Here is a 25,854-nt window from a genome sequence, read left to right as displayed (position 1 = left end):
CATATCAGGTATTTATTTTTAACTTTTTTTGTCTCACATCATTTACAAATGTACAGTTCCAAGTGAACTTGAAACCTCCTGTTAAAATTATACTTCTCTAGTAGCTTGTTTTAGCCATTCTAATTCTTCACCTTCAAAGTGTGGCGCTAAAACTTCAAATACTTTTTTATGGTAATTGTTCAACTCATATTTATCTTCACTTGTAAGAATAGATACATCAATAGCTTCTAAATCCCAAGGAACGAAAGTCATTACTTCAAATTCTAAGAATTGACCATATTCGTTTTTAACAGTATTTCTAATAATTAATTCATTTTCTAAACGGATACCATGCGAACCTGAAATATATAATCCTGGTTCATTAGTCATAGTCATACCGTGTTTAAATGGTTCTGATGCACGATAAATTCCCCAGTGGATTCCTTGAGGTCCTTCGTGAATGTTACCTAAATACCCAACTCCATGTCCTGTTCCGTGATTAAAGTTTTCATAATTATACATTAACGGAGCACGAGCAAATAAATCGACATTGGCACCAGACATTCCTTCTAAGAATTTCAATCTTGATAGACGTAAATGACATTGAAGCACTCTAGTATAATCACGTTTCAACTTATCACTGACTTCACCCATAGCTGTAGTACGAGTGATGTCAGTTGATCCTTCCTCATAATGCGCACCCGTATCAGTTAAGAAAAACGTTCCTGTGCGTAATGGAATAGACGTTTCTTTTGAAGAAGAATAGTGGATAATCGCACCATTTTCGGCATGACCACAAATTGGTGCAAAACTTGGACATATAAAGCCACCTTGTTCTTTTCTAAATTCTACTAACTTGTCAGATGCAGAGAGCTCATCTTCTTGCTCACTTATACCTTGTTTAACTAATTGTTTTAACCAATAAATAAATTTAGTATGAGCAATACCATCTTTTACATGAGCGTGAAGCGTATGTTTAAGCTCGACTTCATTTTTAATTGCTTTCATTAATATTGTAGGATTTCTACGTTCTACTAATGTTATTTCTTTTGGAATATTGTTGAATACTGCATAGTTTAAGCAATCTGGGTCAACTAAAACAACATCATTTCCTGAGAATTTTTTCACATCTGCGTACACATCGTTATAAGGTTTAATAGTTACATTATTTTCCGCTAGATGTTTTTTTATTTCATCAGATAGTTTTCTTTCATCAACATATAAATCTACTTTATCTTCAGAAACTACAGCATAGCTTAATAATAATGGGAAGAAATCTACATCCATACCACGAATATTTAATAACCAGCCAATATCATCAAGAGTAGTAATAACATGGATATTTGCTCCAACTTCACTCATTTCTTTACGTACTCTTTCAAGTTTACTAGCAACAGATTCCCCAGCACGTTCCAAGTTCAAATAGAAAGCAGGTGCTTCTGATAACGATGGACGATCTGTCCAAATTTCATCTACTAAATCTACTTCATATTTTACAGTAGCATTTTTACGTTTTAATCTTGTAGCAAGGTTTTTACCTTCTCCAAAAGTTACTACACGACCATCGAATCCTAACACACCATTTTCTGGAGTATTTTCTGTGATAAATTCAGCGATAGTTGGAACTCCTGGTTCACCCATTTTTTGTAATTCGATACCAGTTCCTTCTAATTGTTTTTCACCTTGTAAGAAATAACGACCATCTGTCCATAATCCTGCAAAGTCTTTAGTAACAACTAAAGTTCCTGCAGAACCTGTAAATCCACTCATAAATGCACGAGCTTTGAAATGTTCCCCTACATATTCACTATTATGAAAATCAGCTGTTGGAACCATATAGACATCAATTCCATTTTTTTCCATTAATTCTCTTAATTGAGCTATTCTTTCTTTTACTGCCATTTCCCTTACTCCTTTGTTATTTGTATTATATTTTCTGTAACTTTTAAATTTAGGTGTAGCTGTTACATTTTTACTACATTTATTTAATTATCACACTTATTATTCTATCATATAATGAAGCGTTTTTCATTATTAATACAATTTATCAATTATATTATTTCTTAAACTCATAACTTTAATATATTTGATTTAATTAAATAATTTGACTCTAATCAGTATTTCCATGTCTAACTATTATCTATACTCTTTTAATAGTTCTTTAAAGTAATCAGTCGATCTAACTAAAGAATCTACAATTGCTGGTTCTCCTGATGAGTGACCTGATACAACAATATCTAATTTACAATTGTTTAATTTTTTACTCAATTCATATGCTCCTATAGCACGACAGTCAACGTCATAACGACCATGAGCTATTGTAGTTGGAATATCTTTAATAGCATCAATATTATTTAGAATCCAATCGTCATCATCCCAGAACATATTATTCATCCAAAAATGACATTCAATTGTCGCCATAGAAATAGCATAATTAATTTCACCAAAACTTTGTTCTAGATTTGGATCAGGATATAATGTTACTAAGCTTCCTTCCCACATACTCCATTCTTTTGCTGCTACTTCTCTCGTTTCTCTATCTTCACTTGTTAAACGTTTATAATATGCACGAATCATATCATGACGTTCTTCTTTTGGAATAATACTTTCATATCTTTCGAAAGATTCAGGATGTATATTACTTGCCCCACCTTTTTCATAAATCCAAAGTATATCTTCTCTACGGCCTAAGAATATTCCACGTAATACCAATCCTAAAACTCGTTCAGGATGTTTAATCGCATAACATAGTGATAAAGTAGAGCCCCAACTACCACCGAATACTAGCCATTTATCGATATTTAAATCTTCTCTAATTTTTTCAATATCTTCAATAATGTGCCAAGTATCATTATTTTCTAAACATGCGTGAGGTGTAGATTTCCCACTTCCACGTTGATCGAATAATATTATACGATAAAATTCAGGATCGAAGTATTGTCTGCAACTCGGTGCAGTTCCACATCCAGGTCCACCATGTAAGAATACTACCGGTACTCCACTAGGATTACCACTTTCTTCATAATAAATTGTGTGAGTTTCATCAACTTTTAACATTTTAGAGAAATTCTCTCTAATAACAGGATATAACGTTCTTAATTCTGCCATAATGACACCTCCTATAGTGTATTTTTTCTACAATTTAATTTTAACATATAATCTATATTTTTTCATTATTAATAAGAAATAAAATTTTATATTTTATATAATATAAAAATAAGATATTTTTCACATATATACCATGTGTTATTTTAAATTAAAATATTTCACATAATATTATAAAAAAATCAATATTATCATTATAATCATTTGAAAATATATATTATTATATACAAAAATAATAAGCAGAAATTCTCATTTCTGCTTATTATTAAATTTTACTAATCTTCAACTAGTGTCTCACCTTCACGTAGTTCAACTAAGCTAGCTAATTTTTTCTCAAATATGAATACTAAAATAGCTACAACTACACAAACAACACCAATACCTAGTGAAAGTTTGATAATAGGTACTTCCGCCACAGCTGCATATAAGAAACTATATCCTTTAGCAGCCCCAAATGTTGCAACAATCCAAACAGCCATCATAATTGATAAAATGTGTTTTGGAGCGTATTTAGATACAAATGATGGACCAAGTGGAGAGAAGAACATTTCAGCTACACTTAATACAACAAAGAATAACACTACCCAAAGAATACTAGCTTTTTGAGTTTCAGGTGCTCCAACACCGCGACTAACTTCAGTTAGTGCTAACACACCAAACGTTGCCCCAAGAAGGAATAATGCGATAGATGCTTTTTTATATAAACTCCAGTCTCCTTGTGGACGATTAGCAAGTTTATACCATAAAGCTCCTAAGATTGGCCCTAAAGCTATACAAGCAAAAGCATTAAGAGAATCTAACCATGATGTCGGAACTGTAAACGTACCTATCTTATCATCTACAAATTTCGGCATATAATCATATAAAATTACATAAGTTAAATACCAGAATGTCCAGAAAATTACAGATAACAATGAAATTATAACGATTGAATATACGCGACGAACTTCATATTTTTCTAATGAACGATTAACTTTAACTTTAGTTTCGTGTTTTTCTTCACCTTCAGCAAAAGGACGTTTACCTACTTCACCTAAATGTTTATAACCTAAAACGAACCAAATAGCACCTATAATACATAGCAATCCAGCTATTTTGAAGCACTGTAAATATCCATTTGAACTCGCTGTTGCAAGTTTAACATATAAAAGTCCAACCGCTGTAGTACCTACGAAAGATCCCATGTTAATAAATGAATACATTGTTGAGAAAGCATCATCTTTACGTTTTTGATCTCCCTCAAAAATTCGTCCTACTACAGCTTGAAGGTTACCTTTGAAAAATCCAGTTCCAATAGAAACCAAAATAATCATTATCCACAATGAGGTATATGAACCCACAAAACCTGCATAACCATAACCTAATCCCATCAATGTTAAACCTACTGGAATTAGATATCTAGCCCCTATCAGCTTATCTGCAATAAATCCTAATAATACGGGAGCAAGATAAGTAAATGCAACTAAGTTCGACTGCATCGCAGCACCTTCAACTTTCCCTAATCCAAGACCACTTTCGCCCATTCCTCCAGAAATTACAGCTGCTGTTACATAAATGATAATCAGCCATTTAGAAGAATAGTAAGCACAACGTTCTATTCCGAACGTGATTGAACTCATATAGAAACTCCACGGTTTACCTTTCTTTACCGCCACTTCTGACATAAAAATCCCTTCTTTCTGTGTGGTTTCCCACTATTTTTAATTCATTATATCACAACATATTTTATCATTCAACTATTTTCTTAAAAGACGATGTATATACTTAAATAACAGTATTGTATTTAAGTATGGCAAATGATATAATTATATTAAAGTTCATAATATTTTTAAAGGAGTTGTATAATATGAAACTTTCAAGAACTAATAAAATTTTATCTAAGATGAAAGAACAAGGGATTAATCAAGCTTTAATTAGCGATCCTTATTCAATCTTCTATTTAACAGGGCACCTAGAACATCCAGGTGAAAGATTTTATGCAGTACTTCTTGATGAAAACGGAAATCATAAACTTTTCATCAATGCTTTATTCCCACTGGATAAAGATTTAGGTTTAGAAAAAATAGTATATTCTGATACTGATAAACCTATAGAAATCCTATCAAAATCTATTCCTAACGGTTCTATTGTTGGTATCGATAAAGTTCTTCCAGCTAGATTTTTACTACCACTGATGAATTATTTACCAGAAAGTAAATTCGTCGATGTATCTCAAATCGTTGACCGCGTTCGTATGATTAAAGATGAAGAAGAAAAAGAACTTATGCGTCGTGCTTCCCTTCTAAACGACGAAGCTTGTCAACGAGTTATTAATAGTATTTCTGCTGAAAAATCTGAAAAAGATATTGTAAAAGATCTACTTGAAATCCACGAAGATTTAGGGGTAGAAGGACTATCATTCGATCCAATTATCGGATATGGTGCTAACGGAGCTAATCCTCACGGAACAGTTGGAGATAGATATCTAAAACCAGGTGATTCAATCATCATCGACATGGGGGGAATTAAAGATAACTACTGCTCTGATATGACACGTACTGTATTTTGGAAACAACCAAGCGAAAAAGCTCGCGAAGTATTCGAAACAGTATTAGAAGCACAAAAACGTGGTGTTGCACTGGTTAAACCAGGTGTTAGATTCTGTGATATAGATGCAGCTTGCCGTGACTATATCACTGAAAAAGGTTATGGAGAATTCTTCACACACCGCACAGGACACCATATCGGTCTTGAATGTCACGAGTACGGAGATATTTCAAGTGTTAATGAAACTAAATGTGAACCTGGAATGATTTTCTCTATTGAACCAGGTATCTATCTTCCTGGAGAATTCGGTGTTCGTATCGAAGACCTTGTTCTTGTTACAGAAGATGGTTGCGAAGTATTAAACAAACTTAACAAAGAACTAGTTGTTGTAGGGGAATAACTATATATAGTGTAGTAACGGAAAATCTCAAATTCTAAATTTTTTCATAATAAAAGGCGATTGATAAATTTATCAGTCGCCTCTCTCTTATTATTCAAAATGTTTCTTTAAGAACTCTCCTACAATTTTCCAGTATTGTTCTCGATATTTTCTTTCTGCTTGAACATGTTTCATACCAGGGAAACTATGGAATTCTTTTTCTGAAGTTATTAAGTTATAAGCTTCTTTACCATGTTCTAAAGGAACAAAACCATCCTCCTCACCATGTAGTACTAATGCTGGCAGTTTCGTTTCTTTTAAACCTTTCGTCGCGTCTACATCCCCAAAGAAGTATCCCGCACGAATTTTAGTTACTGTATTCGCTGCTGGAATGACTGGGAAACTTGGTAAATTAAATAATTTTTTCAATTGATAAGTAAACTCTACTTTCAAATTTACATATCCACTATCTTCTATAAAAGTTTTTACATTTGATGGTAAGTTTTTACCTACTGCATTCATTACAGTAGCAGCTCCCATACTAATTCCAAATAACGCTGTATCAGCATTATTATTTTCAGCTGATATTTTCTTCACCCAATTAACTAGGTCATCAGAATCATAGCCACCCATTGAAATAAAATCACCTTCACTATTACCATGAGCAATTAAATCTGGGGCAAAAACACTATATCCCATATCGTAGAATTTTTTAATATAGTTAGCCATTTTCTTAGCATCACTAGTATATCCGTGAACTACAAAGACCCACTTCTTAGCATTGGGATTAACAAACTTATAACCTACAAGCTTGTTCTTGGTAACAGACTCCATTTCTGTAACTTGTTTTGTCTCATCAAACCACTTGTTTATGGCTGTTTTATCCTCTTTACTGCCATCACTATCTTGATTTACTATACCACTTTTATCAACTTTCGGATTCAACCCAAAGTTATAGAAATAATTTCCAACAAAACCAAATGCAACGACTAAAACAATTAGTAGTGTTGCTAATATTTTTTTAAAATGCTTTTTCACTTTTGTCTACCTTTCATTTTCAATTTCAATAAAACTATTATACTATTGCTTCTAATAAAAGTAAACAAAAAATAACACCAATAGAGACTTCTAATATCTCTATTGGTGTGCTTTGTATTATTCTATTCCGTATTTTTCTTTAATAGCATCTGCTACAACCATTCCAGTAAACCATGCCACCATTAAATTATATCCACCTATTTCTCCATGTAAATCTAGTATCTCACCAGCAAAATATAAATTCTCTATTTTTTTATGACTACACGTTTTCGGACTTACTACTTTTAAATCTACTCCTCCCGCAGTTGTAAATGCGTATTCTAAAGGCATCGTCTTAACATCAACTAATTCATAACGTTTGATTTTCGTTACAAACTTCCTTAACTCCTTCTTACTAACATTTTCTGGGAAATATTTTTCTATCATAAAATTGTAAAAGCTCTTAGGTAATTTCCCTTGTAGGAATTTATTATCTTCCCACATTTTAGCAAATAGCTCCTCTTCATTTAGTTCGGGATAGAAATCCAAGTAAAACTTATCTTCAGGGTACCTTGCTACAAACTCACCCATAGATATTGATAGCGGGCCGCTTAATCCTTTATGTGTAAACAACAGATCTCCGCTTCTTTCATTTTTCTTATGGAACATCCTCACATTTTGCAGTGCAACTCCTGATAGCTCTGTAAAATCTTCAAATACTAAGGCTACCTCACTAGGATATATTTTCGTGATTTTAACCCCATGTTTTTTTAGAATTCTATGTAGTGAACCATCACTTCCACTCTGAGGGTATGTTTTTCCGCCAGCACACACTACGATATTCTTTCCATAGTATGTATCCACATTTGTTTTTACACCTACTAGCTTATCATCTTCAAATACTAAGTCTTCTACCTTTTCTTTATAGTTAATCTTCGCATGATCTATTTTAAAAGCATTAACTACATCTCTAGCCTTCTCACTAGCTGGATATAATCTTCTATTTTCCTGTTTTAATTTTAAATTATGTTTATCAAAAAACTTCTTAACATTATATTTATGATAAGCACTTCTTAAAAATCTACCATTATGAACTGCAGCTACAAAATCCTCAGCATTGTCGCTACTCATAACATTACAACGCCCATTACCAGTTAAAAGTAACTTTATCCCCGCTCTTCTATTTTGCTCAAGAACCAGAACTTTTAAACCACTATCATTAAGCCTATCCGCTATCATAAGTCCGGCACTACCAAGACCTATTACAATTACATCATATTTCATCTTAAATCTCTACTTTCTCCTATTTAATCAAACATCATCTAATTATAACACGGAATAATTCAGTTGCAAATTTTTCCTTATAAAATTTATTATAAGATTATTTACAATAGTTAAAATTTCTTAAATCTCCTCCTTCTTATTGGAATTTTTCCTTATTTTGTAATATACTAGAGTGTATATGTTTAGAATTATTTTCTCATTCATTCATTATGAAACTGAATAGTGGGCTAACTTTATTCTAAACAAGTTTGAAATAAAGGATTGAAATAATGAAACTAAAAAAAATTAGTATTTTGATTTTACTTCTTGTTTTCTTAATTCCAAACTTCACAAAAGCTGAAGATAACTTTTTGGATAATAATGCGGTAATTGATTTTAGCGACGTTAATTCTCATCTAGTTGTTTCGGAATTAAATACTGGAAAAATCATTTCTAAACGTGGAGAAAATGAAAAAGTATCAGTAGGTAAACTTCCTAACTATCTTGCGCTTTATCTACTTGCTGACAATTTAAAAAATAATAAAATAACATTAGATTCAAAAATTGATATTAAAACTAGTGATGATATATTAACTAAATATAAATTTGAATCATCTATTACCGTTAAGGATGCTATCTTCTTATTAGAAAATGAAGCGTCAAATGGTCTTAACCAAGCAATCTTTAGTCATTTCAATATCGATATTACAAAAGCTAAGGATATACTTGCTGCAATGTCTCTTAACGATACAAAACTAGAGACTTTTGATAACAACAGTTCTACTAATATTAGTACTGCAAAAAATATTTCATATCTGACTAGTTTAATATTAAGAACTTATCCAGAAATAACAGAAATAACAAAAAATCCAGAACACACACTTGCTACTGGAGAAAAAATTAAAAATAGTGTTGAGTTTAAAGAATCTGATAAATTTAGAGTTTTAGGATTAGATTATTCCGAAAAGAATAGTGTTACATACGCATATAGCGGTAATACTAAACTTATAATTACAGTTTTAAACCAAAGCGATGATAAAGCTGCTTATTTCGAAAAACTTCAGAAATCTTACGACTACTTATTTACGAATTATCACTATAAACTAGCACTTAAAGCTGGTACTTATACAATAAATAATGAAAAAATTACCTTCAATGAAGATATTTATGATTTATTCTATGAAAAACATTCTATAAAAGATGTAACGTATTTACTAATGAATAAGAAAATACTTCTTTTCCAAAAATATGAAACTACATCTGCGAATGAAGGGACAGTTTTTTCTGAGTTTGACTCTAATAACAACACTGGTACATTCGATAAAGTTAAGTCAAACTTTATCAATGATGAGAACTTTGATAAAAAAGATAACTACGAAAAAACTACTATTGTTATAGATCGCACGAAGTACTTTGCTACTGGTATACTGGCAATATATACACTTGTTTTTGCAGCGCTATATGTTATGAGACAAGTGGTTAGAAAGGATTAGATATGGAGCAAAATAATTTAGTTTTTGAAGTAGAAGGTGCTATTTACGAACTTGTCTACAATTTTAAAGATGCCTTCCAAAAAGAAACGTTTGAAGAGAAATTAGTAGACGTTTTAAAAAATAAACCCTATATTGTCGGAGATATTTCTCATGAAAAACTACGACTTACCGGATTTATTTTAACAAAGGATAACAATAATCCTAAGAACATAAATAACCTTGAAGATTACATTCTAGAATACTGTAATTTTGGAGCGCCGTTCTTTGTAGTAAAAAAACGAAATTCATAAAAGAAATACCTAAGATGAGATTATCCTCATCCTAGGTATTTTTCTATATAAACTTGGCACATACAGCTTCTGGGACAGTAATTTCTGAATCAACAACTGTTAACTGTCCTGTTATTTCATCTACTCGATATACAGTAATAGTTCCACTATTTTCATTTGTCGCTAACGCAAATTTATTATCTTTTGATAAATCAAAATCTCTAGGACCTTTACCAAAAGTACTAATAGTTTGAACTTGTTTTAATCCATCTTTAGTATTTTCAAAAACAACTATCGCATCTTGTCCTCTGTTAGAAACATATATATACTTATTGTCATTTGAAATTTTTATCGCACTACCTTTATTTTCTAACGTAAAGTTTTCTGGTAATGTAGGATAATATGTTGGATTAGCTAAATTTCCCTCTCCATCGTAATCGAAGGCAATAATTTCACTAGTAAGCTCCGTCATTACAAAAGCTTGTTTTTCATCACTACTAAATACTATATGACGAACTCCACTTCCATCTTTAGCTTTAAAAGTAGCTACTTTTTCTAAAACTCCTTCTTTTAGTTTATATGACGTGATTTCATCAGTTCCTAAATCGCATGAAAAGACATATTTTTCACTTGGAGTAAAGCCAGAGAAATGCACATGAGGTTTTTCTTGTCTTTCATGTACTCCACTTCCTTCATGGTGATCTGTTGATAGAAGTTTCACTAATTTACCATTCTCAACAGAGTAACTGTCAATTGTTCCTAAATGATAGTTGGCTGATAATAAAGTATTTTTTTCTAAGTTCAACTCTACATAACAAGGGGGATTCCCTTCTTGAGCTACAGACGTTAATTCTTTCAAGTTACCATTTTCTTCAACCTCAAAGCTAGAAACAGCTCCTTTTCCATCTACTCTAGATACACTATATAAATACTTGTTATCATTAGACAATGCTAAATATGTTGGATTGTCAACCTTCGCTGTATTTCTAACTTCTAACACTTTCCCTTCTTCTGATAAGTCTACTAAGTATATCCCTTCACTATCTTGTTTTGTATATGTTCCAATATATGCTCTTACCATTATTTTTCCTCCTACTTTCTATATAATAATTATAACATTTTCCAAAAAATTTTTATAAAATTTTCTCTCACCTATAATTCGTATAAACCAAAATTATCATTTTTTTTGAAAACTAAAAATCCTGTTTTACGGATTTTCTATCATTTTCATAAAGTTAAAATTCGTTTTTTGTTGTTTTTTTGTCAAAAAATAAATTTTTTGAAGAAAAAAACTCCAAAAATTCTAACATTTAAGATTTTACATATCTCAAACTTCTTGTTATAATAGACTATATTAATAAAAGTATATTTTAGGAGGAAAACCGTGAAACACGAATTTATATTAGTTCTTGACTTCGGTAGTCAATACAACCAACTTATCACTCGCCGTGTACGTGAACTTGGTGTATATTCTGAACTACATGACAATGAAATTTCTATTGAAGAAATCAAAAAAATGAACCCTAAAGGAATCATCCTTTCAGGTGGACCAAACTCAGTTTACGAAGAAAACTCTCTTACTATTGATGATGAAATCTTCAACCTAGGTATTCCTGTACTAGGAATTTGTTACGGAATGCAACTTATGCAACACAAACTAGGAGGAAAAGTAGAATCTGCAACAAGTAGAGAATACGGAGCTCACAATGTTGATGTAGCTCCAGGAGCTAAACTATTCGAAGGCACACCTGCTTCTCAACAAGTATTAATGAGTCACTCTGATAAAGTAGTTGAACTTGCTGAAGGATTCAAAGTTGTTGCAACAAGTGATAACTGCCCTATCGCAGCAGCTGAAAATGTAGAGAAAAACTTCTACTGCTTCCAATTCCACCCAGAAGTACGTCACTCTGAATACGGTTATGATTTAATTAGAAACTTCATCCGTAACGTGTGTAACTGTACTGGTGATTGGACAATCCAAAACTTCATCGACGAAAAAATTGAAGAAATTCGTGCAGAAGTTGGAGATCAAAAAGTTCTTTGTGCACTATCTGGTGGTGTAGACTCATCAGTTGTTGCTGCCCTACTAGACAAAGCAATCGGTGATCAACTTATCTGTATGTTTATCGACCACGGTTTACTTCGTAAAGGTGAAGCTGAAGCTGTAATGAACACATTCAGTAAAGAAATCGAAGGTGGATTCAACATGAATCTTATCAAAGTCGATGCTAAAGACAGATTCTTAGGAAAACTTAAAGGTGTAAGTGATCCAGAACAAAAACGTAAAATCATCGGAAATGAATTCGTTTATGTGTTCGATGAAGAATGTGCTAAACTACATGACGTACCATTCTTAGCTCAAGGTACTCTTTACACTGACGTTATTGAATCAGGAACTAAAAACGCTCAAACAATCAAATCTCACCACAATGTAGGTGGATTACCAGAAGATATGCGTTTTTCTCTAATCGAGCCTCTTAACACTTTATTCAAAGATGAAGTTCGTGCATTAGGAGAAGCACTTGGTCTTCCTCACGAAATCGTTTGGCGCCAACCATTCCCAGGACCAGGACTTGGTATTCGTGTCCTTGGAGAAGTAACAGAAGAAAAACTTCAAATCGTACGCGACAGTGACTTCATCTTACGTGATGTTATCGCTAAACGTGGATTAGAAGGAGAAATTTGGCAATACTTCACATGTCTTCCAGACATTCGTTCAGTAGGAGTTATGGGAGATGTGCGTACATATGACTACACAGTTGCAGTCCGTGCCGTAACAAGTATCGACGGTATGACAGCAAGCTGGGCTCACATTCCATTTGAAGTATTAGAAGAAATCTCAGCTCGTATCGTAAATGAAGTTGCTCACGTTAACCGCGTAGTCTACGACATTACTAGTAAGCCGCCAGCAACTATTGAATGGGAATAATATTATAGTAAAATATATAGATAAAAGCCTTGATTTTTAAGGCTTTTTCTTTTAAAAAAATTAAGCAAAATAAACTTTTAGGCATAAAGTACCCTGCCAACCTCCCTGCCGAAGAGTAAAATTTACAATGTATGTAAGTAAATAGAATAAAGAATGAATAACACCATTCAACTACTAAAATAGTCGTAACCTTTAATTTAAGGTTGCGACTATTTTTTTGCCCAAATTGACTACTATGGGTATACCCATATTGAACAGAATCCAACTCTATTAAATCAACAAACAAAATGTCCGTTATACATGTCTAAAAACTAAATTACAGGAGGTACAAAAAATGAAAATCGGATATATACGAACGTCAACCATAGACCAGAACCTAGATAGGCAAAAACAAATTATGAGAGACAATAATATTGAATTCCTATTCAGTGAACAAGAAAGTGGAAAAGATACAAATAGACCTATTTTAAATGAAATGCTAAATTCTATTCGTAAAAATGATGAAATTGTCATAGCCTCACTTGATAGACTCAGCAGAAATTACAAAGATTTAAAAGAAATAATACAAATAATAAAAGATAAAGGAGCAACTCTAACAATAGTAGATGCTCCTTTTCTTAATTTTAATACTGGTAACTCTACATTAGACACAGCAATGTTCGACATACTTCTTTCTCTACTTGGATATATTGCACAGAATGAACGTGAAAAGATACTCGAAAGGCAACGTCAAGGAATAGAACAAGCAAAAAAACGTGGTGTCTACAATGGACGTCCCCTAAAATACCATGCAAATGCAAAAAACTCTCAAGATAGATTCATATATGAAAGTGTAGTATCTATGCTCCAAGAGAAAAAACCTGTTCAATCAATTGCAAAACATGTAGGAATAGCAAAGTCTACTGTGTATGAAATTAAGAAACGAAATAATTTCCTTTAAATTTTTTATTGCATTGTTTATCGAAATTTACTTATTTTTATTTATATATTATAACTTTGATAGTTAAATAATAAAGATTAAATTATTATATTTTTCGGACATTTTGTATGTAAATTGTCTTGGGAATTTTCCGAGACTTCTTAGACTTATATTATCCAAGAAAAAAATTTATAATAAGTAATGTAAAGGAGGGATTTATTTTGTTAGCCAAGAATAAAGCATTAAAAGATTCAAATAATTGGAGACCTATATATAAAGATATTGCAAATATAATAGGTGAAGAAAATACAATAAAGTTATACAAACATTTTAGGGGATTAACATTGAACTTTCCTATGAAGTTACTTTCTAAAGAAGGGATGACAAATATTGTTAAATCAGAATATGATGGACATAATGTAGTTTACTTGGCTAGAGAGTATGGTTATTCAATGAGGCATATTAATCGAATAATAAAAGATAATAATTTAAAAGGAGAAAATAGAAATGAATAAAAAAATTATTCCATTATTAGCTAGTATTTTAGTCTTCATTATTATTGTATTTGGAGGATTTTTTTATTATCAAAATTCAGGGAAGACTAATATACAAAAAGACCATGAAAAATATTTAACACTTATTAATGATAATCATGACTTTGACGAAGGAGTCAAAGGATTAGAAAGCCTTGATAACGAAAAAGGACAAAATGTGTTCAAAAATATAAAAACAGAAATCAAAATAGCTAAAGAGTTGAAAAATGCTGACAGTAGTCTTGATAACAAAGATATTGATTCAGCTAAAAAATCATTAGAAAAAGTAGACACTCTAACTATTGATAATTCATTTGATAAAGCTATCGACAGGTTAAAAGAAGATATTACAAATTATGAAAAAGCACTTAAAGAAATCAAAGATACTAAAGCTGATGATACTAGTTCTATATTAGATAAATACAAATTTAATCACAATGCTTTAAAAGTTAAATTGAGTGAAAACAAATCAACTAAAGAAAATACGAATACAACAAAATCAAGTGAAGATAATAAAACTCAAGAAGTAAAAGATGTGAAAACTGGGCTAACTTTTGATGTCGCTTTAGAAAAAAACTTTAATTATTATTATAACACTATCGTTAATGATATTAAAAATGACATTTCTCAAAAATTTGGAGCAACATTAATAAATGCAACTCCTAATGGTCGTGACTCTGATGGTGATGGAATAACTATCGCTGTTCAAGGTAGTAATATAGAGGCTAGCGGAACATATACTCTTAAATATTATCAAAATACTAAAATTTGTAAATTAATAAGAGGTATAGATCAAGATATAAAAACCTATCCAGCTATATATAATATGTAATAAATAAAAAATTAAATAAAGGAGAAAAAAATGAAATTCTGTGAGAATTGTGGGAAGCCTGTAAATGAAAATTCTCAATTTTGTGAGAACTGTGGAGCAAAAATAAAAAAGTCGGTAATTACAGAACAACCTCAAAAAAACAACAATAGTAAAAGTAGTAAAAATAGAAGGAATATTATTTTTGCAGTTATCGGAGTATTAGTATTAATATTTGTAGTTTCAAGTTTATTTTCTTCATTTAATTCTGAAGGTAAAATAAAAAAAGATGAATATTTAAAAATCTATGATGAAGCTGTAAAAAAAACTGAGACTGCTAATTTTATTCAAGCCAAAGTTGAGTTAGAAAAACTTCAGGATACGAAATCATACGATGGTATAGATATTAAAAAAGATATTGATATGACCGTTCAACTATTTGGAATTAGAAATTTTGTAAGTTCTAAAGATTTGACAGAAGAAGATATAATTGAAGAACTTGAAAAATCGTTAGATAAATTTAATAAAGATTATAAGAGTAGCAACAGTAAAATAAAAAAAGCTAGTGATACATTTATAACTGAGAGTAAAACTTTTTTAGATTTTCTAAAAACATATGTAGAAGCTGAAAAATATATAAATAATCAAGATAATGATAATGCAAATAAACAATTAGAAAAATTAAAAGAATACAAATTTACAACACCTAAATTTCAAAATATGGCTGATAGTAAGACTCTAGATATTCAGTCTGGGATACATATATCGGATTCATTGAATAAACAAGAAAATTCAAGTCATTCAAATGATTCTAACAATACCAATGAGAATTCTTCAAATACTACTAACAATACAAGTAATTCAAATAGACCAACTATACAGGAACAATTCAATCGTTTAAAATCTACTATTGAATCAGACTTCAATGGTACGTTAGCCGTTAATTTTAATAGTTGGCATAGACAAGGTGAATCTACTTTAAGAATAGAAATACAACAAGGTAATGAAACTTACTATGGTAATTTCTCATATTCGGCTAATGGAGAGTGGATATATGTTGAATTCCAAGATTTACCAGGTAAAAATTATAATAGCTACAAAGCATAAAATAACTAATAAAGGAGATATACTATGAAATATTGTGAGCATTGTGGACAAGAAAATAGCTTATCTTCTAATTTTTGCCAAGCATGTGGAAAGAAGATGAGCACTAATAATAATTCAAAACAAAAAAAAGAAAGGAAACTACAAATATGAATTTTTGCCCAAATTGTGGAAATAAATTAAACACTGATTCAAATTTTTGTGGGGAATGTGGAACTAAAATATCAAGAAATATAGACAATCCTGAGATTCACAACCCTAATAATGTCAAGCAAGATATACAATATAATAATGAACAAACTAAACGTCCATCAACTTTTCCTAATTCTGCTCAATTAGCAAAATCAACAAAAAAAGTTTTTGATTCAGCTACTGAACATTTAAACAGATATACTGGAGAAGTAGGAAGTGTAGATATTAATTTAAGAAAATTATTTTCTGAAGTATTCAAAAGCCACTCTAATGATGAAGCTGAGGAAATATTTATTTCAGGAACTAAAAAGACTACACCACCTTTAAGTCAGATATCAGAAAATTTAGGAAAACCATGGTTGTTTTCTAGAATATTATTATGGTTTCTTATTGCTTTTGTTGCTTTTTGGTTTTGTACATATAAACTAGGTGCACAAAATGCAATTCCTGGCTTTATATTTGCAGGAGCATTTGCTATGCCTTTATCAGCTTTAATATTTTTCTTCGAATTGAATTCATTTAAAAATATTAGTATTATGAATACATCTAAAATATTCTTCGTAGGAGGTGCATTCTCTTTATTAGTTGCTCTTCTTTTATACAAAGTATTCCCTCTTAGCTTAGAGAGCCAAATTTTTGGTACTTTAACTGTTGCAGATGCATTCCTAATTGGAATAATAGAAGAAGTTGGGAAATTTATAATAGTTATTTATTTTATCGAACGACTAGATGTAAAATATATACTAAATGGAGTACTAATTGGAGGTGCTGTTGGAGCTGGATTTGCAGCTTTTGAAACTGCTGGGTATATTTTATCATACGCAGAACAAGCAATGGACGTTACTATTTTACGTGCTATTACTTCTATCGGTGGTCATCTTGCATGGACTGCTGTAGCTGGAGGTGCATTAATTATAGCGAAAAGAACAGAAGAATTAGAATTATCTCATTTTACAAAATCTCAATTTATTTTCTTCTTTTCATCAGTTATAGTAATGCATGCTTTATGGGATATGGATCTACCTATTAATAGCTATTTAATGATGGCTGTTCTTATAGTGTGTGTATGGGTAGAATTATTTGTAATAATAAATGCAGGATTAAAAGAAATCACTCGTTATAAATATAATTAATAAAACTTAAGAACACATATTTAAAACCTAATTGGCATAAAAGCTAATTAGGTTTTTTACTTTTTTATAAAAGGAGCATACAAAAAACAATGACAAAAATACAAGTTGTACAACTTAAGCAAGAAATATTAAAAGAAATACATATCAATAATAACACTACCTTCTCCTCTCCTGATATTTCTGGAGAGTTTTTTATTGACTACATTGGTAAGTTTGATAGAGAGGTATTTGCAGTTGTTGGTATGAATGTAAAAAATAAACCAACTTACTGTGAAATCTGCCACATTGGGGTATTAGATTACTCACCTGTTCACTTTAGAGAAATATTTAAAGGTGCTATACTCGCTAATTCAAGTTCAATAATCGTTAATCACAACCATGTATCTGGTAATTTAAAACCTAGTAATGAAGATATTAAGATAACTAAAGCTCTAATAGAAGCTGGAGAATTATTAGGTATTAATGTATTAGATCATATAATTGTAAATGATACAGACTATCTATCACTCAAAAAAGACAATAATAACTGGGGAGGTACATTATGGTAGACAACACTCAAATTTCTCATTTACTACAAGAACAGCTAAATCTAAATATTAGAGAGGACTATTTAACATCTGAAAGCTATCTATTAGGCACAGATGAACTAGATTCAGAGTTATTACCTACTAACTTTTATAATGTAATGACTTCCACTTCATATCTAATTATCTTTTTCTATTACAATGACACTACTATCTATGTATTTTATAATTCAGACTGCACTAAGAAACTCTTAACTGGAATACTTAAAAATGAAAGGTTGGTGTATTTCAAATATGAATAAAAACAATTCAAAAAAGGAAGTCGGTATATTAGATTGGCTAAAAGCCATATATGAAATTACCGTAATAATAATTAAACTATACAAAAAAAGAACAGCATAGAGAGGACTATAAAATGACAAAAATACTAACATCAAATATTCAAATCGAAATATTTATGTCGGATGACAAAAAAGAAAGATACATATTAAAAAAGATTTGGGATATAGAGAAACCAATAGCGACTATTATCACTCTTTATCCGAGTACTAGCGACCTTATTATAAATGATTCTACAACTACATTTATTACTAATAACGTATTTAAATGTGATTTTGGCGGATTCTATAGTGTTAACCTATATTCTAAGATTTCAACGGGAAAACGGGAATTTGGAAAGCAAGATACTAAAGTTAATGATAATTATATACTAAAATGTGCTAAAATCTCTGATAACATTATAATTGCCTGTGGCTCACTTCCTAAGACAAATAAATTAGTACAAAATAGACTAAACTCAATTATCGAATTACTAACAAAGAATAAACTAAGGAAAAAAATCCTCTTCCTTACTGACAGTAATAAACAAGATAACTTCCATCCATTAGCACCTAAAGTACGAGCAAAATGGGAGTTTATGTGATATAATTTGATTAAATGTATGGAGGAAAATGATGGATAATAAAGAAAAAACATATACTACAGATTGGAAATTTTTTAAAAACTATATTATTTATGTAAACGAAAGAAATACAAAAGTTGGTGAAGATAAATATGAGAAAAAATGTTACATTGGACTTTCAGATCAATCACAAAAAAGATTAGACTTATTAAGTAATAGAATCGACAAATCAGTATACACAATATATGTACATAATTCATATTTAGACGTATTGGACTTAGATTTTGTAAAAAAATATGAAGAATCTAATAAATCCATATTAGATTGTGAAGACTTTACACTATATAAAACATCAGAATTTAAAATAGAAGATAAAAGAATATCTTTCCTAGTCTATATTATGTCCTCGTTCTTTCATATAAATAATCTCCATACTAATCTAATCGCTACAGAAGATAACTTTGACTTTGCGAAAAACAAAGACTACAATATACATCAATTATATATCGATGACTTGTTTCTATATATTCTTCTGAAAGCTATACAACTAATAAGAACACCGAGTAATTTAAAGCATAATTTTATAAACGAATTAATCAAAGAATATAATCTTGCCTTAAAATACTACTGTGATAGGCTAGAAAAGCTACATTTAAAAACTACTTCTGAAAATTTTATGAACTTGCTTGACCACAATTCATATTTATTTTCCTCAATTGAAAATGTTAATGAGTCTATATTTACAAAGGATATTACCCTTGAATATGAAAATAGCATAGATATAAAAGACTATTATTCTGATTTCACTGAGAGTGATATTTCACTTATGTTAACAATTGTATGTAATCTCTTTAAAAATAATTTTCAGGGGGATAATTACAAAAAAAACACTTTTAAAACTGTAAAAGATGATTACTCCTATATTCACCTTAAGAATAAGTTTGATGTAAGAATAATTAATATTGATAATACATTTGAAAATATATACTCTCATATAAAAAAATATACTAAAGATGATAATTCAGATAAAGACAAAGGCAAAGATATTTATATTAATACTGATACAATAGCAATCACATTAAAATATATAGAAGAAATAAAATATTGTATATTTTTACTAAAAGATTTACGATCAGAATTAAAAAAATTTTTTCCTACTAACATAAAATCGGATACAAGAACAAAAATAGATTCATTACGTGAACACATAAGAAACAGTATAAATTCATTAAATGCATCATCTAGAGTATTAAATATTCTCTTACTAACTGAAAATACTAATTCAAGAAAAGAACTTAACTCTAAATTGAATTCACATATAAAAATAGCTTCCTCACATATAAAAAGTATATCTCAAAAACTAAAATATTTATACATTAAACAAGATACCCTTAAAGATCTTTCTACTAAAAGTATAGTTAAATTTCTTTCTGAAGAAAATATAACTACTGCTAATCTTTCTACTCTACAAGAAAAATTGAAAAAGAAACTAAAAGATTCGAACAATGCAACTACTACACTACTTTCATTCGTTGAGTTATTTAATCTAGAGCAATATTCTATTTTAGACTCCTTGATAATAATTAATCCTGAAATCAAATCCATTTATTTAAAGTTAGCCAAAGATATCAATAAGGAATCAGTAAACAATTATCCCAATCCATTCCCATTCATAATTTCAATATTATAAATACATACAAGTATTATTCATTGATAGTATAATACTTGTATGTATTTTTTTATAATTTTATTAATCGTACTTAAGTTTTAATTTTTTTTAGTATATTTTAGTACGTTTACTCCGATGATTTATTCCTATCAATCCTCTATACTATACATTGTAAGACGCATAAGATGTTCTTACAAAAATTGGAAACCTAAGTAACTCAGGTAATTAAAAAGCAGTAGACTAAAATAATAATTAAATTTTATGTAACAGTGCTTTTCAATATAATGGGTTATCTGGGTAACCCAAGTAACCCAGATAATCAAAAAAAGCAACAGACTAAAAATAATGATAATTATATTTATGTAATAGTGCTTTTTAATATAATGGGTTGTCTGGGTAACCCAAGTAACCCATATAACAATATAGGAAACTATCTGTAATGTTAAATTTAATATGATAGTCTCCCTCAAAAATACTGGGTTGTATAGGAAACAAAAATAATCTAAAAAAAATAAAGAAAATAGGAGGGCAAACTAAAATGTCAAATTTAAATAAAAATAGTATAGAAAAAACACTAGGTATACTAAATAATCACGGAGTAGATAAAATTAATATCCGTAGTATTGGAGGAGGAAGAACTACTAACACCATCTTCCCTACGAACGAATTGGAAAATATACTGAAGCATATTAAATCAATCGATAGCGAGGCGAATATTTACAGTACGTTCAATTATTTCAACATAAGTAATAAAGAAGCAGTAAGTGATAATGATATAGAAAGAATCAAATTCATTTTACTGGATATAGATCCGGTACGTCCAAGTGGGACTGTTTCTACCAATGAACAAAAAGAAGAAGCGAAAAAGGTATTTGATAACTGTCTACAGTATCTGGAAGATAATAGTATCCAATATTATTATACATTTGATTCTGGTAACGGATATCACGCATTAATCCCTGTAAGTATTGATGCTAATAAAGTTAATCAAGATACTATAAAAAAATTACTTTATTTATTGGATGATAAATTTTCAACTGAAAAAGCTCATGTTGATAAAAGTGTTCACAATCCAGCACGTATTACTAGATTTTACGGAACACTCAACACCAAAGGGATACAAATTAAACCTGAATGTTGTAGAATATCTAAATTTCTATATGATAAAGCAGACGGTAATACTAATGACTTCAATATTATAAAAGGTATAATTAGTAAAAACAAAGTTGAAGACATAGACATTGATAATATGATGACTCGTAAACCTTATTTACTTGTCAAAAACCCTATGGAATGGCTATCCTCTCACAATCTAACTGTTGAGAAGATAAAAGATTTAGATGATGGAGGTTGTTTGTACAAGTTTCATAAATGCCCAATGAGGGATCATCATAATCCAGATAATGGACACTATTTTATAGTGAAAGAAAATAACAAATGTTATTTCGGGTGCCATCATGATAGTTGTGGAAATCAGAATGTACATACATTCAACACCAAATATCCATGTCCACACGAACTACTTTTATATTATGATGAAACACCTTCTTTTGAAGGTATAAAAAATGGAAAGAGATATAAATTCTATGACTATATTCTAGATAAGACAGGTGTTATAGTTGAAGATAAGAAAAAGGGGCCAATTTGGATTTCTTCTAATCCAATTTTTATTAATAATGTCATATACAACAGAGACACTAAAGAATTTGATTATGAAATACAATCACTTAGCATAGGTCAAACAGAAAATACCTTCTATTTAAAAGGAAACCAGCTCAATGCTCTATCATTACGTAATATTTTATCTAAAAAAGGAGTAATGGTTAACAACGAGTATAAACTTCTTACATATCTTCAGCTTCTAGCTAATAAGGCTAAAATACGTAATATCCATAATTGTGTAGGTTGGATTAAATATGACAACAAACTTGTTTATAATATCAGTAAAAATTATGGTGATGATAAAGAAAGTGTACTAAATAAGGATAGTATTTTTAAATTATCATCTTCTGGAGACTATGAACATGTTATAAGTCTAATTAATAACGAGATATTAGGTACTAATATGGAAATCGCCTTGGCTGTAAGTTTTTCTCCGATAGTACTAGGTTATATCTCAAAAGTCGAATTCCCTGGTCTTGGAGCATTTCTTATAAATTTAATGGGACGTAGCTCAACAGGGAAAACTACTGCATTACACTTTATACAGAGCGTCTATGGTAGTCCTATAGAAAACTTAAAGACATTTAATTCAACATCTAACGCATTAGTTAATATATTGTCTGACAATTACGGAGTAGCCACAGTAATAGATGAATTATCCAGTAGTTCAATAAAAGATATGACTTCATTAGTATATCAAATAGCAGGAGGAAAATCTAAAGAAAGGTTAAACTCTGATGCAACACAAAAAGAACAAAAGACTTTCAGTACAAATGTAATATGCTCATCTGAGATTGGATTCCGTTCGAAACTAAAAGATAACCCTGGATTAAGAATGAGACTAATTGAAATAGAATTAAATGATTCTTGGACAAAAGATGCAAGCAGTTCTCATAATATAAAAAAATTAGCTAGTAAAAACTACGGTCTACTTGCCAATAAATTTATGGAATGTTTATTTGCGCATGAGAGGGGGAGTCAACTGATATTAGACCATTTCAAAAAAGCAAGAGACAAAATAATTACTAAAATACCAGAATCAGAGTATAGAGATAGAATAAGTATTCCTTATGCAACTATTCTTGCTAGTGTATCATTAATAAATGAATTATTAAATATTCAACTTGATGAAGAAAAAATACTTCAATTATTTATTAAACTAGAAGAAAAAGAAATACCTAACAGAAAAGGGATACCTGAAGGTACATATGAAAAAATAATAGAATTTGTACACAAAAATGCTACTAAATTTTACTATGATAAACCCACTGTTAGGTCATCAGGGAAGATAGGAATCATAAAAAAAGAAAGCCAATCTGCATATGCTTATATATTCACTGGTGAATTTGAGAAATTTCTACACAGAGAACTAAAATTTGAGGATGTGAAGTTAGCTATTAACAGATTAATTAATGAAGAAATTATTATTAATGAGTCTGATAAAAAGAGAAAGGCATCACGTATCTATATAGCAAAAACGCGAGAAAATTGCTATAAAGTTAAAGTACCATTAGAAGATTACAACTTGATTATTAATGATATTGGTAGAGATACCGAAGATTTCGTTAAAACTAAACCCTCTTCTATGTTTGATAGCTTTGAATCAGAGTCGGTTGACGATTTAGATTTATCTTAAAATAATAAGGAAAGTTTATGAAATTAATTATACTAACTCATATATAAAGGAGAAAAAAAATGATAACAATTAACTACAAAGATATCATGAATCTTGGATTCCCAAGACACACAGCACGTTCAATAATAAAACAGGCAAAAATACAATTAGTTAACAGAGGTTTAACGTTATATGCGAATAATCGTATTGGTACGGTACCAAGAGAAATAGTGGAAGAGATTCTGGGACTAAAATTTACTACTAAGGGGGACATAGTATAATGGCGACTACTAAATATCCAGGAGTCTATAAAAATGAAAAAACTGGTTATTTCTTTTACAACGTAGAATTAGGTGTAGACCAAATAACTGGTAAAAGAATTCAGAAGAAAGGAAGTCGTGACTCTCACGGCTTACCTTTCAAATCAGCTAAATCGTGTCATGATATGTTGGTATCGATAAAAGCTGAATTTAAAAAGACAAGAGGTGGTGCACATAATTATAATATGACCTATGAACAATTTATGAATAGCGTCTACCTACCATATTATAAATCATCTGTAAGTGAAAATACTTGGAATAACAGAAAGCTCATTTTCCCTGTTTTTGTAAATAGATTCAAAGCTAAGAAACTACGTGAAATCAGTATTGCTGATTGTGAGAATTTTAGAATATATTTACTGAATCACAGCGGATACTCTCAAGCTTATTGTGCCCAATTATATGGTTCATTTAGAAAGTCTCTAGATTATGCCGTATATAGACAATTCTTAAATGAAAACATATCAAAAAGAACTCCTGCAATTCCTAAGGGGAAACACAATATACCTTACTGGACTAAATCTGAATTTGAAAAAGTCATATCAACATTTAATAAGTCAGATTACTTAGAACACCTGCACTTTACAATGCTATGGCTATACTATGTTACTGGTATTAGAGTTTCTGAAGGATTAGCATTATACTGGTCTGATATTGATTTTTCAAAGAAAACATTAAGAGTGCATCATAATTTAATTATGGACTCTAAGAAAGTTTATACTAGAAGCCTTACTCTTAAAACTGAGAATAGTAAAAGAATCATCTCATTAGATGATGATACAGTTACTATACTTAAAGATTGGAAAAATAGACAACATAAACTAACTAACAGTTCATTTGTAATGAGTTATGACGGAAGTCCACTCCATCGTTGTATCGTTGGAAGAATTATTAATAGACACTCTTCTCTAGCTAAAATACATAGAATTCAAGCTAAAGGATTAAGACACAGCCATGCAAGTTATCTAATAAACGAACATAATGCAGATATTCTTGTAATATCAAAAAGATTAGGTCACTCTAGTCCAGAGATAACTCTAAAACACTACTCTCATCTATGGGGGAATAATGATAGAAGTATCGCTGATATGATAACAGGAAATATCAACATTAAATTCAGTAATAAATCGAAATCTAACTTTACAGGTAATCAATATATATCTAACGAAATAATGAAAACGCCTCTTCAATCCACCTCTATAAAAAATGATACCTCAACTATATAAAAAACAAAATAACCTTCTTACTATCCTCCAAAAAAGATATAAGAAGGTTATATCTTATTATATATCATTTAGAAACGATATATAACAATTACCTAATACCAATAGTGTATTTGACTAAAACCTGTTGCTTTTTTACTTTATTCATGCTAAAATAAAAGCATAAAAGAGAAAGCCGTTTTAAAGACGGTGGCTCAGTTATTTAGTTAAATTATAACCATCTTAACCGACCAAAGTGGTAATAGCCCCCAAAATTTGGACAAATTTTGGAGGGCTATTTATTATGAAATT

Annotated in this window: 23 protein-coding genes; 17 read left to right on the top strand and 6 right to left on the bottom strand. The window is 30.2% G+C overall.

Annotated elements, in window-relative coordinates; all coding sequences use genetic code 11:
* Nucleotides 1-87: 87 nt before the first annotated feature.
* The 3 genes from RYK99_RS06745 to RYK99_RS06735 form a co-directional block, all read right to left on the bottom strand.
* Nucleotides 88-1,881, bottom strand: coding sequence for an aminopeptidase P family N-terminal domain-containing protein (locus tag RYK99_RS06745; RefSeq protein ID WP_314991212.1), 1,794 nt, complete (start codon nucleotides 1,879-1,881; stop codon nucleotides 88-90).
* A 234-nt stretch (nucleotides 1,882-2,115) separates the two neighbouring features.
* Nucleotides 2,116-3,087: a prolyl aminopeptidase gene (gene pip, locus RYK99_RS06740; protein ID WP_314991211.1), complete on the bottom strand. Its 972-nt coding sequence runs from the start codon at nucleotides 3,085-3,087 to the stop codon at nucleotides 2,116-2,118.
* 272 nt (nucleotides 3,088-3,359) lie between these two features.
* A complete protein-coding gene (locus tag RYK99_RS06735; protein ID WP_314991209.1) occupies nucleotides 3,360-4,748 on the bottom strand; it encodes a peptide MFS transporter in 1,389 nt (462 codons plus the stop codon).
* Between the two features lie 182 nt (nucleotides 4,749-4,930).
* Here RYK99_RS06735 and RYK99_RS06730 point away from each other — a divergent pair, with 182 nt between their 5' ends.
* A complete protein-coding gene (locus RYK99_RS06730; protein ID WP_314991207.1) occupies nucleotides 4,931-6,010 on the top strand; it encodes a Xaa-Pro peptidase family protein in 1,080 nt (359 codons plus the stop codon).
* Nucleotides 6,011-6,100: 90 nt separating this feature from the next.
* On the opposite strand, the gene RYK99_RS06725 is transcribed toward RYK99_RS06730, so the two are convergent.
* Nucleotides 6,101-7,027, bottom strand: coding sequence for an alpha/beta fold hydrolase (locus tag RYK99_RS06725; RefSeq protein WP_314991205.1), 927 nt, complete (start codon nucleotides 7,025-7,027; stop codon nucleotides 6,101-6,103).
* Between the two features lie 117 nt (nucleotides 7,028-7,144).
* Nucleotides 7,145-8,290, bottom strand: coding sequence for an aminoacetone oxidase family FAD-binding enzyme (locus RYK99_RS06720; protein ID WP_314991203.1), 1,146 nt, complete (start codon nucleotides 8,288-8,290; stop codon nucleotides 7,145-7,147).
* A gap of 269 nt (nucleotides 8,291-8,559) precedes the next feature.
* Between RYK99_RS06720 and RYK99_RS06715 the strand changes: the two genes are divergently transcribed.
* Together RYK99_RS06715 and RYK99_RS06710 are read left to right on the top strand one after the other, a co-directional pair.
* Entirely contained in the window at nucleotides 8,560-9,762 is a 1,203-nt protein-coding gene (locus tag RYK99_RS06715) for a hypothetical protein (protein ID WP_314991201.1), read from the top strand.
* Between the two features lie 2 nt (nucleotides 9,763-9,764).
* Nucleotides 9,765-10,052 (top strand): YutD-like domain-containing protein, encoded by a 288-nt coding sequence (locus RYK99_RS06710; RefSeq protein WP_003147842.1) that lies wholly within the window; start codon nucleotides 9,765-9,767, stop codon nucleotides 10,050-10,052.
* A gap of 43 nt (nucleotides 10,053-10,095) precedes the next feature.
* Here the strand turns inward: RYK99_RS06710 and RYK99_RS06705 are convergent, their stop codons facing one another.
* Complete coding sequence (locus tag RYK99_RS06705) at nucleotides 10,096-11,112, bottom strand: lactonase family protein (protein ID WP_314991197.1); 1,017 nt, start codon at nucleotides 11,110-11,112, stop codon at nucleotides 10,096-10,098.
* Nucleotides 11,113-11,415: 303 nt separating this feature from the next.
* Here RYK99_RS06705 and guaA point away from each other — a divergent pair, with 303 nt between their 5' ends.
* The 14 genes from guaA (at nucleotide 11,416) to RYK99_RS06635 (ending at nucleotide 25,566) form a co-directional block, all read left to right on the top strand.
* On the top strand, nucleotides 11,416-12,960 hold the full coding sequence (gene guaA / locus RYK99_RS06700) for a glutamine-hydrolyzing GMP synthase (protein ID WP_314991195.1): 1,545 nt from the start codon (nucleotides 11,416-11,418) through the stop codon (nucleotides 12,958-12,960).
* A gap of 334 nt (nucleotides 12,961-13,294) precedes the next feature.
* Nucleotides 13,295-13,900 (top strand): recombinase family protein, encoded by a 606-nt coding sequence (locus tag RYK99_RS06695; protein WP_314991194.1) that lies wholly within the window; start codon nucleotides 13,295-13,297, stop codon nucleotides 13,898-13,900.
* Nucleotides 13,901-14,100: 200 nt separating this feature from the next.
* A complete protein-coding gene (locus RYK99_RS06690; RefSeq protein ID WP_314991192.1) occupies nucleotides 14,101-14,394 on the top strand; it encodes a Mor transcription activator family protein in 294 nt (97 codons plus the stop codon).
* On the top strand, nucleotides 14,387-15,244 hold the full coding sequence (locus RYK99_RS06685) for a hypothetical protein (protein WP_314991190.1): 858 nt from the start codon (nucleotides 14,387-14,389) through the stop codon (nucleotides 15,242-15,244). Before RYK99_RS06690 ends, RYK99_RS06685 begins: the two co-directional genes overlap by 8 nt.
* Nucleotides 15,245-15,274: 30 nt before the next feature.
* Nucleotides 15,275-16,327: a zinc ribbon domain-containing protein gene (locus RYK99_RS06680; RefSeq protein ID WP_314991188.1), complete on the top strand. Its 1,053-nt coding sequence runs from the start codon at nucleotides 15,275-15,277 to the stop codon at nucleotides 16,325-16,327.
* A 24-nt stretch (nucleotides 16,328-16,351) separates the two neighbouring features.
* Entirely contained in the window at nucleotides 16,352-16,477 is a 126-nt protein-coding gene (locus tag RYK99_RS06675) for a zinc-ribbon domain-containing protein (protein ID WP_314991186.1), read from the top strand.
* Nucleotides 16,474-17,649 (top strand): PrsW family intramembrane metalloprotease, encoded by a 1,176-nt coding sequence (locus RYK99_RS06670; protein ID WP_314991184.1) that lies wholly within the window; start codon nucleotides 16,474-16,476, stop codon nucleotides 17,647-17,649. Before RYK99_RS06675 ends, RYK99_RS06670 begins: the two co-directional genes overlap by 4 nt.
* Nucleotides 17,650-17,738: 89 nt before the next feature.
* Complete coding sequence (locus tag RYK99_RS06665; protein WP_314991182.1) at nucleotides 17,739-18,197, top strand: JAB domain-containing protein; 459 nt, start codon at nucleotides 17,739-17,741, stop codon at nucleotides 18,195-18,197.
* Complete coding sequence (locus tag RYK99_RS06660) at nucleotides 18,191-18,475, top strand: hypothetical protein (protein WP_314991180.1); 285 nt, start codon at nucleotides 18,191-18,193, stop codon at nucleotides 18,473-18,475. The genes RYK99_RS06665 and RYK99_RS06660 overlap by 7 nt, the downstream gene beginning before the upstream one ends.
* Nucleotides 18,476-18,588: 113 nt before the next feature.
* Nucleotides 18,589-19,095 (top strand): DUF1643 domain-containing protein, encoded by a 507-nt coding sequence (locus RYK99_RS06655; RefSeq protein ID WP_314991178.1) that lies wholly within the window; start codon nucleotides 18,589-18,591, stop codon nucleotides 19,093-19,095.
* A gap of 31 nt (nucleotides 19,096-19,126) precedes the next feature.
* Nucleotides 19,127-20,764 (top strand): hypothetical protein, encoded by a 1,638-nt coding sequence (locus RYK99_RS06650; RefSeq protein WP_314991177.1) that lies wholly within the window; start codon nucleotides 19,127-19,129, stop codon nucleotides 20,762-20,764.
* A 517-nt stretch (nucleotides 20,765-21,281) separates the two neighbouring features.
* Nucleotides 21,282-24,041: a DUF927 domain-containing protein gene (locus RYK99_RS06645; RefSeq protein ID WP_314991176.1), complete on the top strand. Its 2,760-nt coding sequence runs from the start codon at nucleotides 21,282-21,284 to the stop codon at nucleotides 24,039-24,041.
* Between the two features lie 59 nt (nucleotides 24,042-24,100).
* Entirely contained in the window at nucleotides 24,101-24,301 is a 201-nt protein-coding gene (locus tag RYK99_RS06640; protein ID WP_314991175.1) for a DUF3173 family protein, read from the top strand.
* On the top strand, nucleotides 24,301-25,566 hold the full coding sequence (locus tag RYK99_RS06635) for a tyrosine-type recombinase/integrase (RefSeq protein WP_314991174.1): 1,266 nt from the start codon (nucleotides 24,301-24,303) through the stop codon (nucleotides 25,564-25,566). Before RYK99_RS06640 ends, RYK99_RS06635 begins: the two co-directional genes overlap by 1 nt.
* Nucleotides 25,567-25,854: the final 288 nt, after the last annotated feature.

The sequence above is a fragment of the uncultured Gemella sp. genome (assembly GCF_963537375.1).
Taxonomy (GTDB): Bacteria; Bacillota; Bacilli; order Staphylococcales; family Gemellaceae; genus Gemella.
Note: the sequence above shows the minus strand (reverse complement) of the source record. Positions and strands in the feature narration are given on the sequence as shown.

Excerpts from the sequence above, each read along its gene's own strand:
- RYK99_RS06670 (WP_314991184.1), top strand. The coding sequence starts at position 16,474 with ATGAATTTTTGCCCAAATTGTGGAAATAAATTAAACACTGATTCAAAT.
- RYK99_RS06705 (WP_314991197.1), bottom strand. The coding sequence starts at position 11,112 with ATGGTAAGAGCATATATTGGAACATATACAAAACAAGATAGTGAAGGG.
- RYK99_RS06735 (WP_314991209.1), bottom strand. The coding sequence starts at position 4,748 with ATGTCAGAAGTGGCGGTAAAGAAAGGTAAACCGTGGAGTTTCTATATG.
- pip (WP_314991211.1), bottom strand. The coding sequence starts at position 3,087 with ATGGCAGAATTAAGAACGTTATATCCTGTTATTAGAGAGAATTTCTCT.
- RYK99_RS06675 (WP_314991186.1), top strand. The coding sequence starts at position 16,352 with ATGAAATATTGTGAGCATTGTGGACAAGAAAATAGCTTATCTTCTAAT.
- RYK99_RS06665 (WP_314991182.1), top strand. The coding sequence starts at position 17,739 with ATGACAAAAATACAAGTTGTACAACTTAAGCAAGAAATATTAAAAGAA.
- RYK99_RS06655 (WP_314991178.1), top strand. The coding sequence starts at position 18,589 with ATGACAAAAATACTAACATCAAATATTCAAATCGAAATATTTATGTCG.
- RYK99_RS06730 (WP_314991207.1), top strand. The coding sequence starts at position 4,931 with ATGAAACTTTCAAGAACTAATAAAATTTTATCTAAGATGAAAGAACAA.
- RYK99_RS06720 (WP_314991203.1), bottom strand. The coding sequence starts at position 8,290 with ATGAAATATGATGTAATTGTAATAGGTCTTGGTAGTGCCGGACTTATG.
- RYK99_RS06685 (WP_314991190.1), top strand. The coding sequence starts at position 14,387 with ATGAATAAAAAAATTATTCCATTATTAGCTAGTATTTTAGTCTTCATT.
- RYK99_RS06645 (WP_314991176.1), top strand. The coding sequence starts at position 21,282 with ATGTCAAATTTAAATAAAAATAGTATAGAAAAAACACTAGGTATACTA.
- RYK99_RS06640 (WP_314991175.1), top strand. The coding sequence starts at position 24,101 with ATGATAACAATTAACTACAAAGATATCATGAATCTTGGATTCCCAAGA.
- RYK99_RS06635 (WP_314991174.1), top strand. The coding sequence starts at position 24,301 with ATGGCGACTACTAAATATCCAGGAGTCTATAAAAATGAAAAAACTGGT.
- RYK99_RS06650 (WP_314991177.1), top strand. The coding sequence starts at position 19,127 with ATGGATAATAAAGAAAAAACATATACTACAGATTGGAAATTTTTTAAA.
- RYK99_RS06745 (WP_314991212.1), bottom strand. The coding sequence starts at position 1,881 with ATGGCAGTAAAAGAAAGAATAGCTCAATTAAGAGAATTAATGGAAAAA.
- RYK99_RS06680 (WP_314991188.1), top strand. The coding sequence starts at position 15,275 with ATGAAATTCTGTGAGAATTGTGGGAAGCCTGTAAATGAAAATTCTCAA.
- RYK99_RS06715 (WP_314991201.1), top strand. The coding sequence starts at position 8,560 with ATGAAACTAAAAAAAATTAGTATTTTGATTTTACTTCTTGTTTTCTTA.
- RYK99_RS06695 (WP_314991194.1), top strand. The coding sequence starts at position 13,295 with ATGAAAATCGGATATATACGAACGTCAACCATAGACCAGAACCTAGAT.
- RYK99_RS06710 (WP_003147842.1), top strand. The coding sequence starts at position 9,765 with ATGGAGCAAAATAATTTAGTTTTTGAAGTAGAAGGTGCTATTTACGAA.
- RYK99_RS06660 (WP_314991180.1), top strand. The coding sequence starts at position 18,191 with ATGGTAGACAACACTCAAATTTCTCATTTACTACAAGAACAGCTAAAT.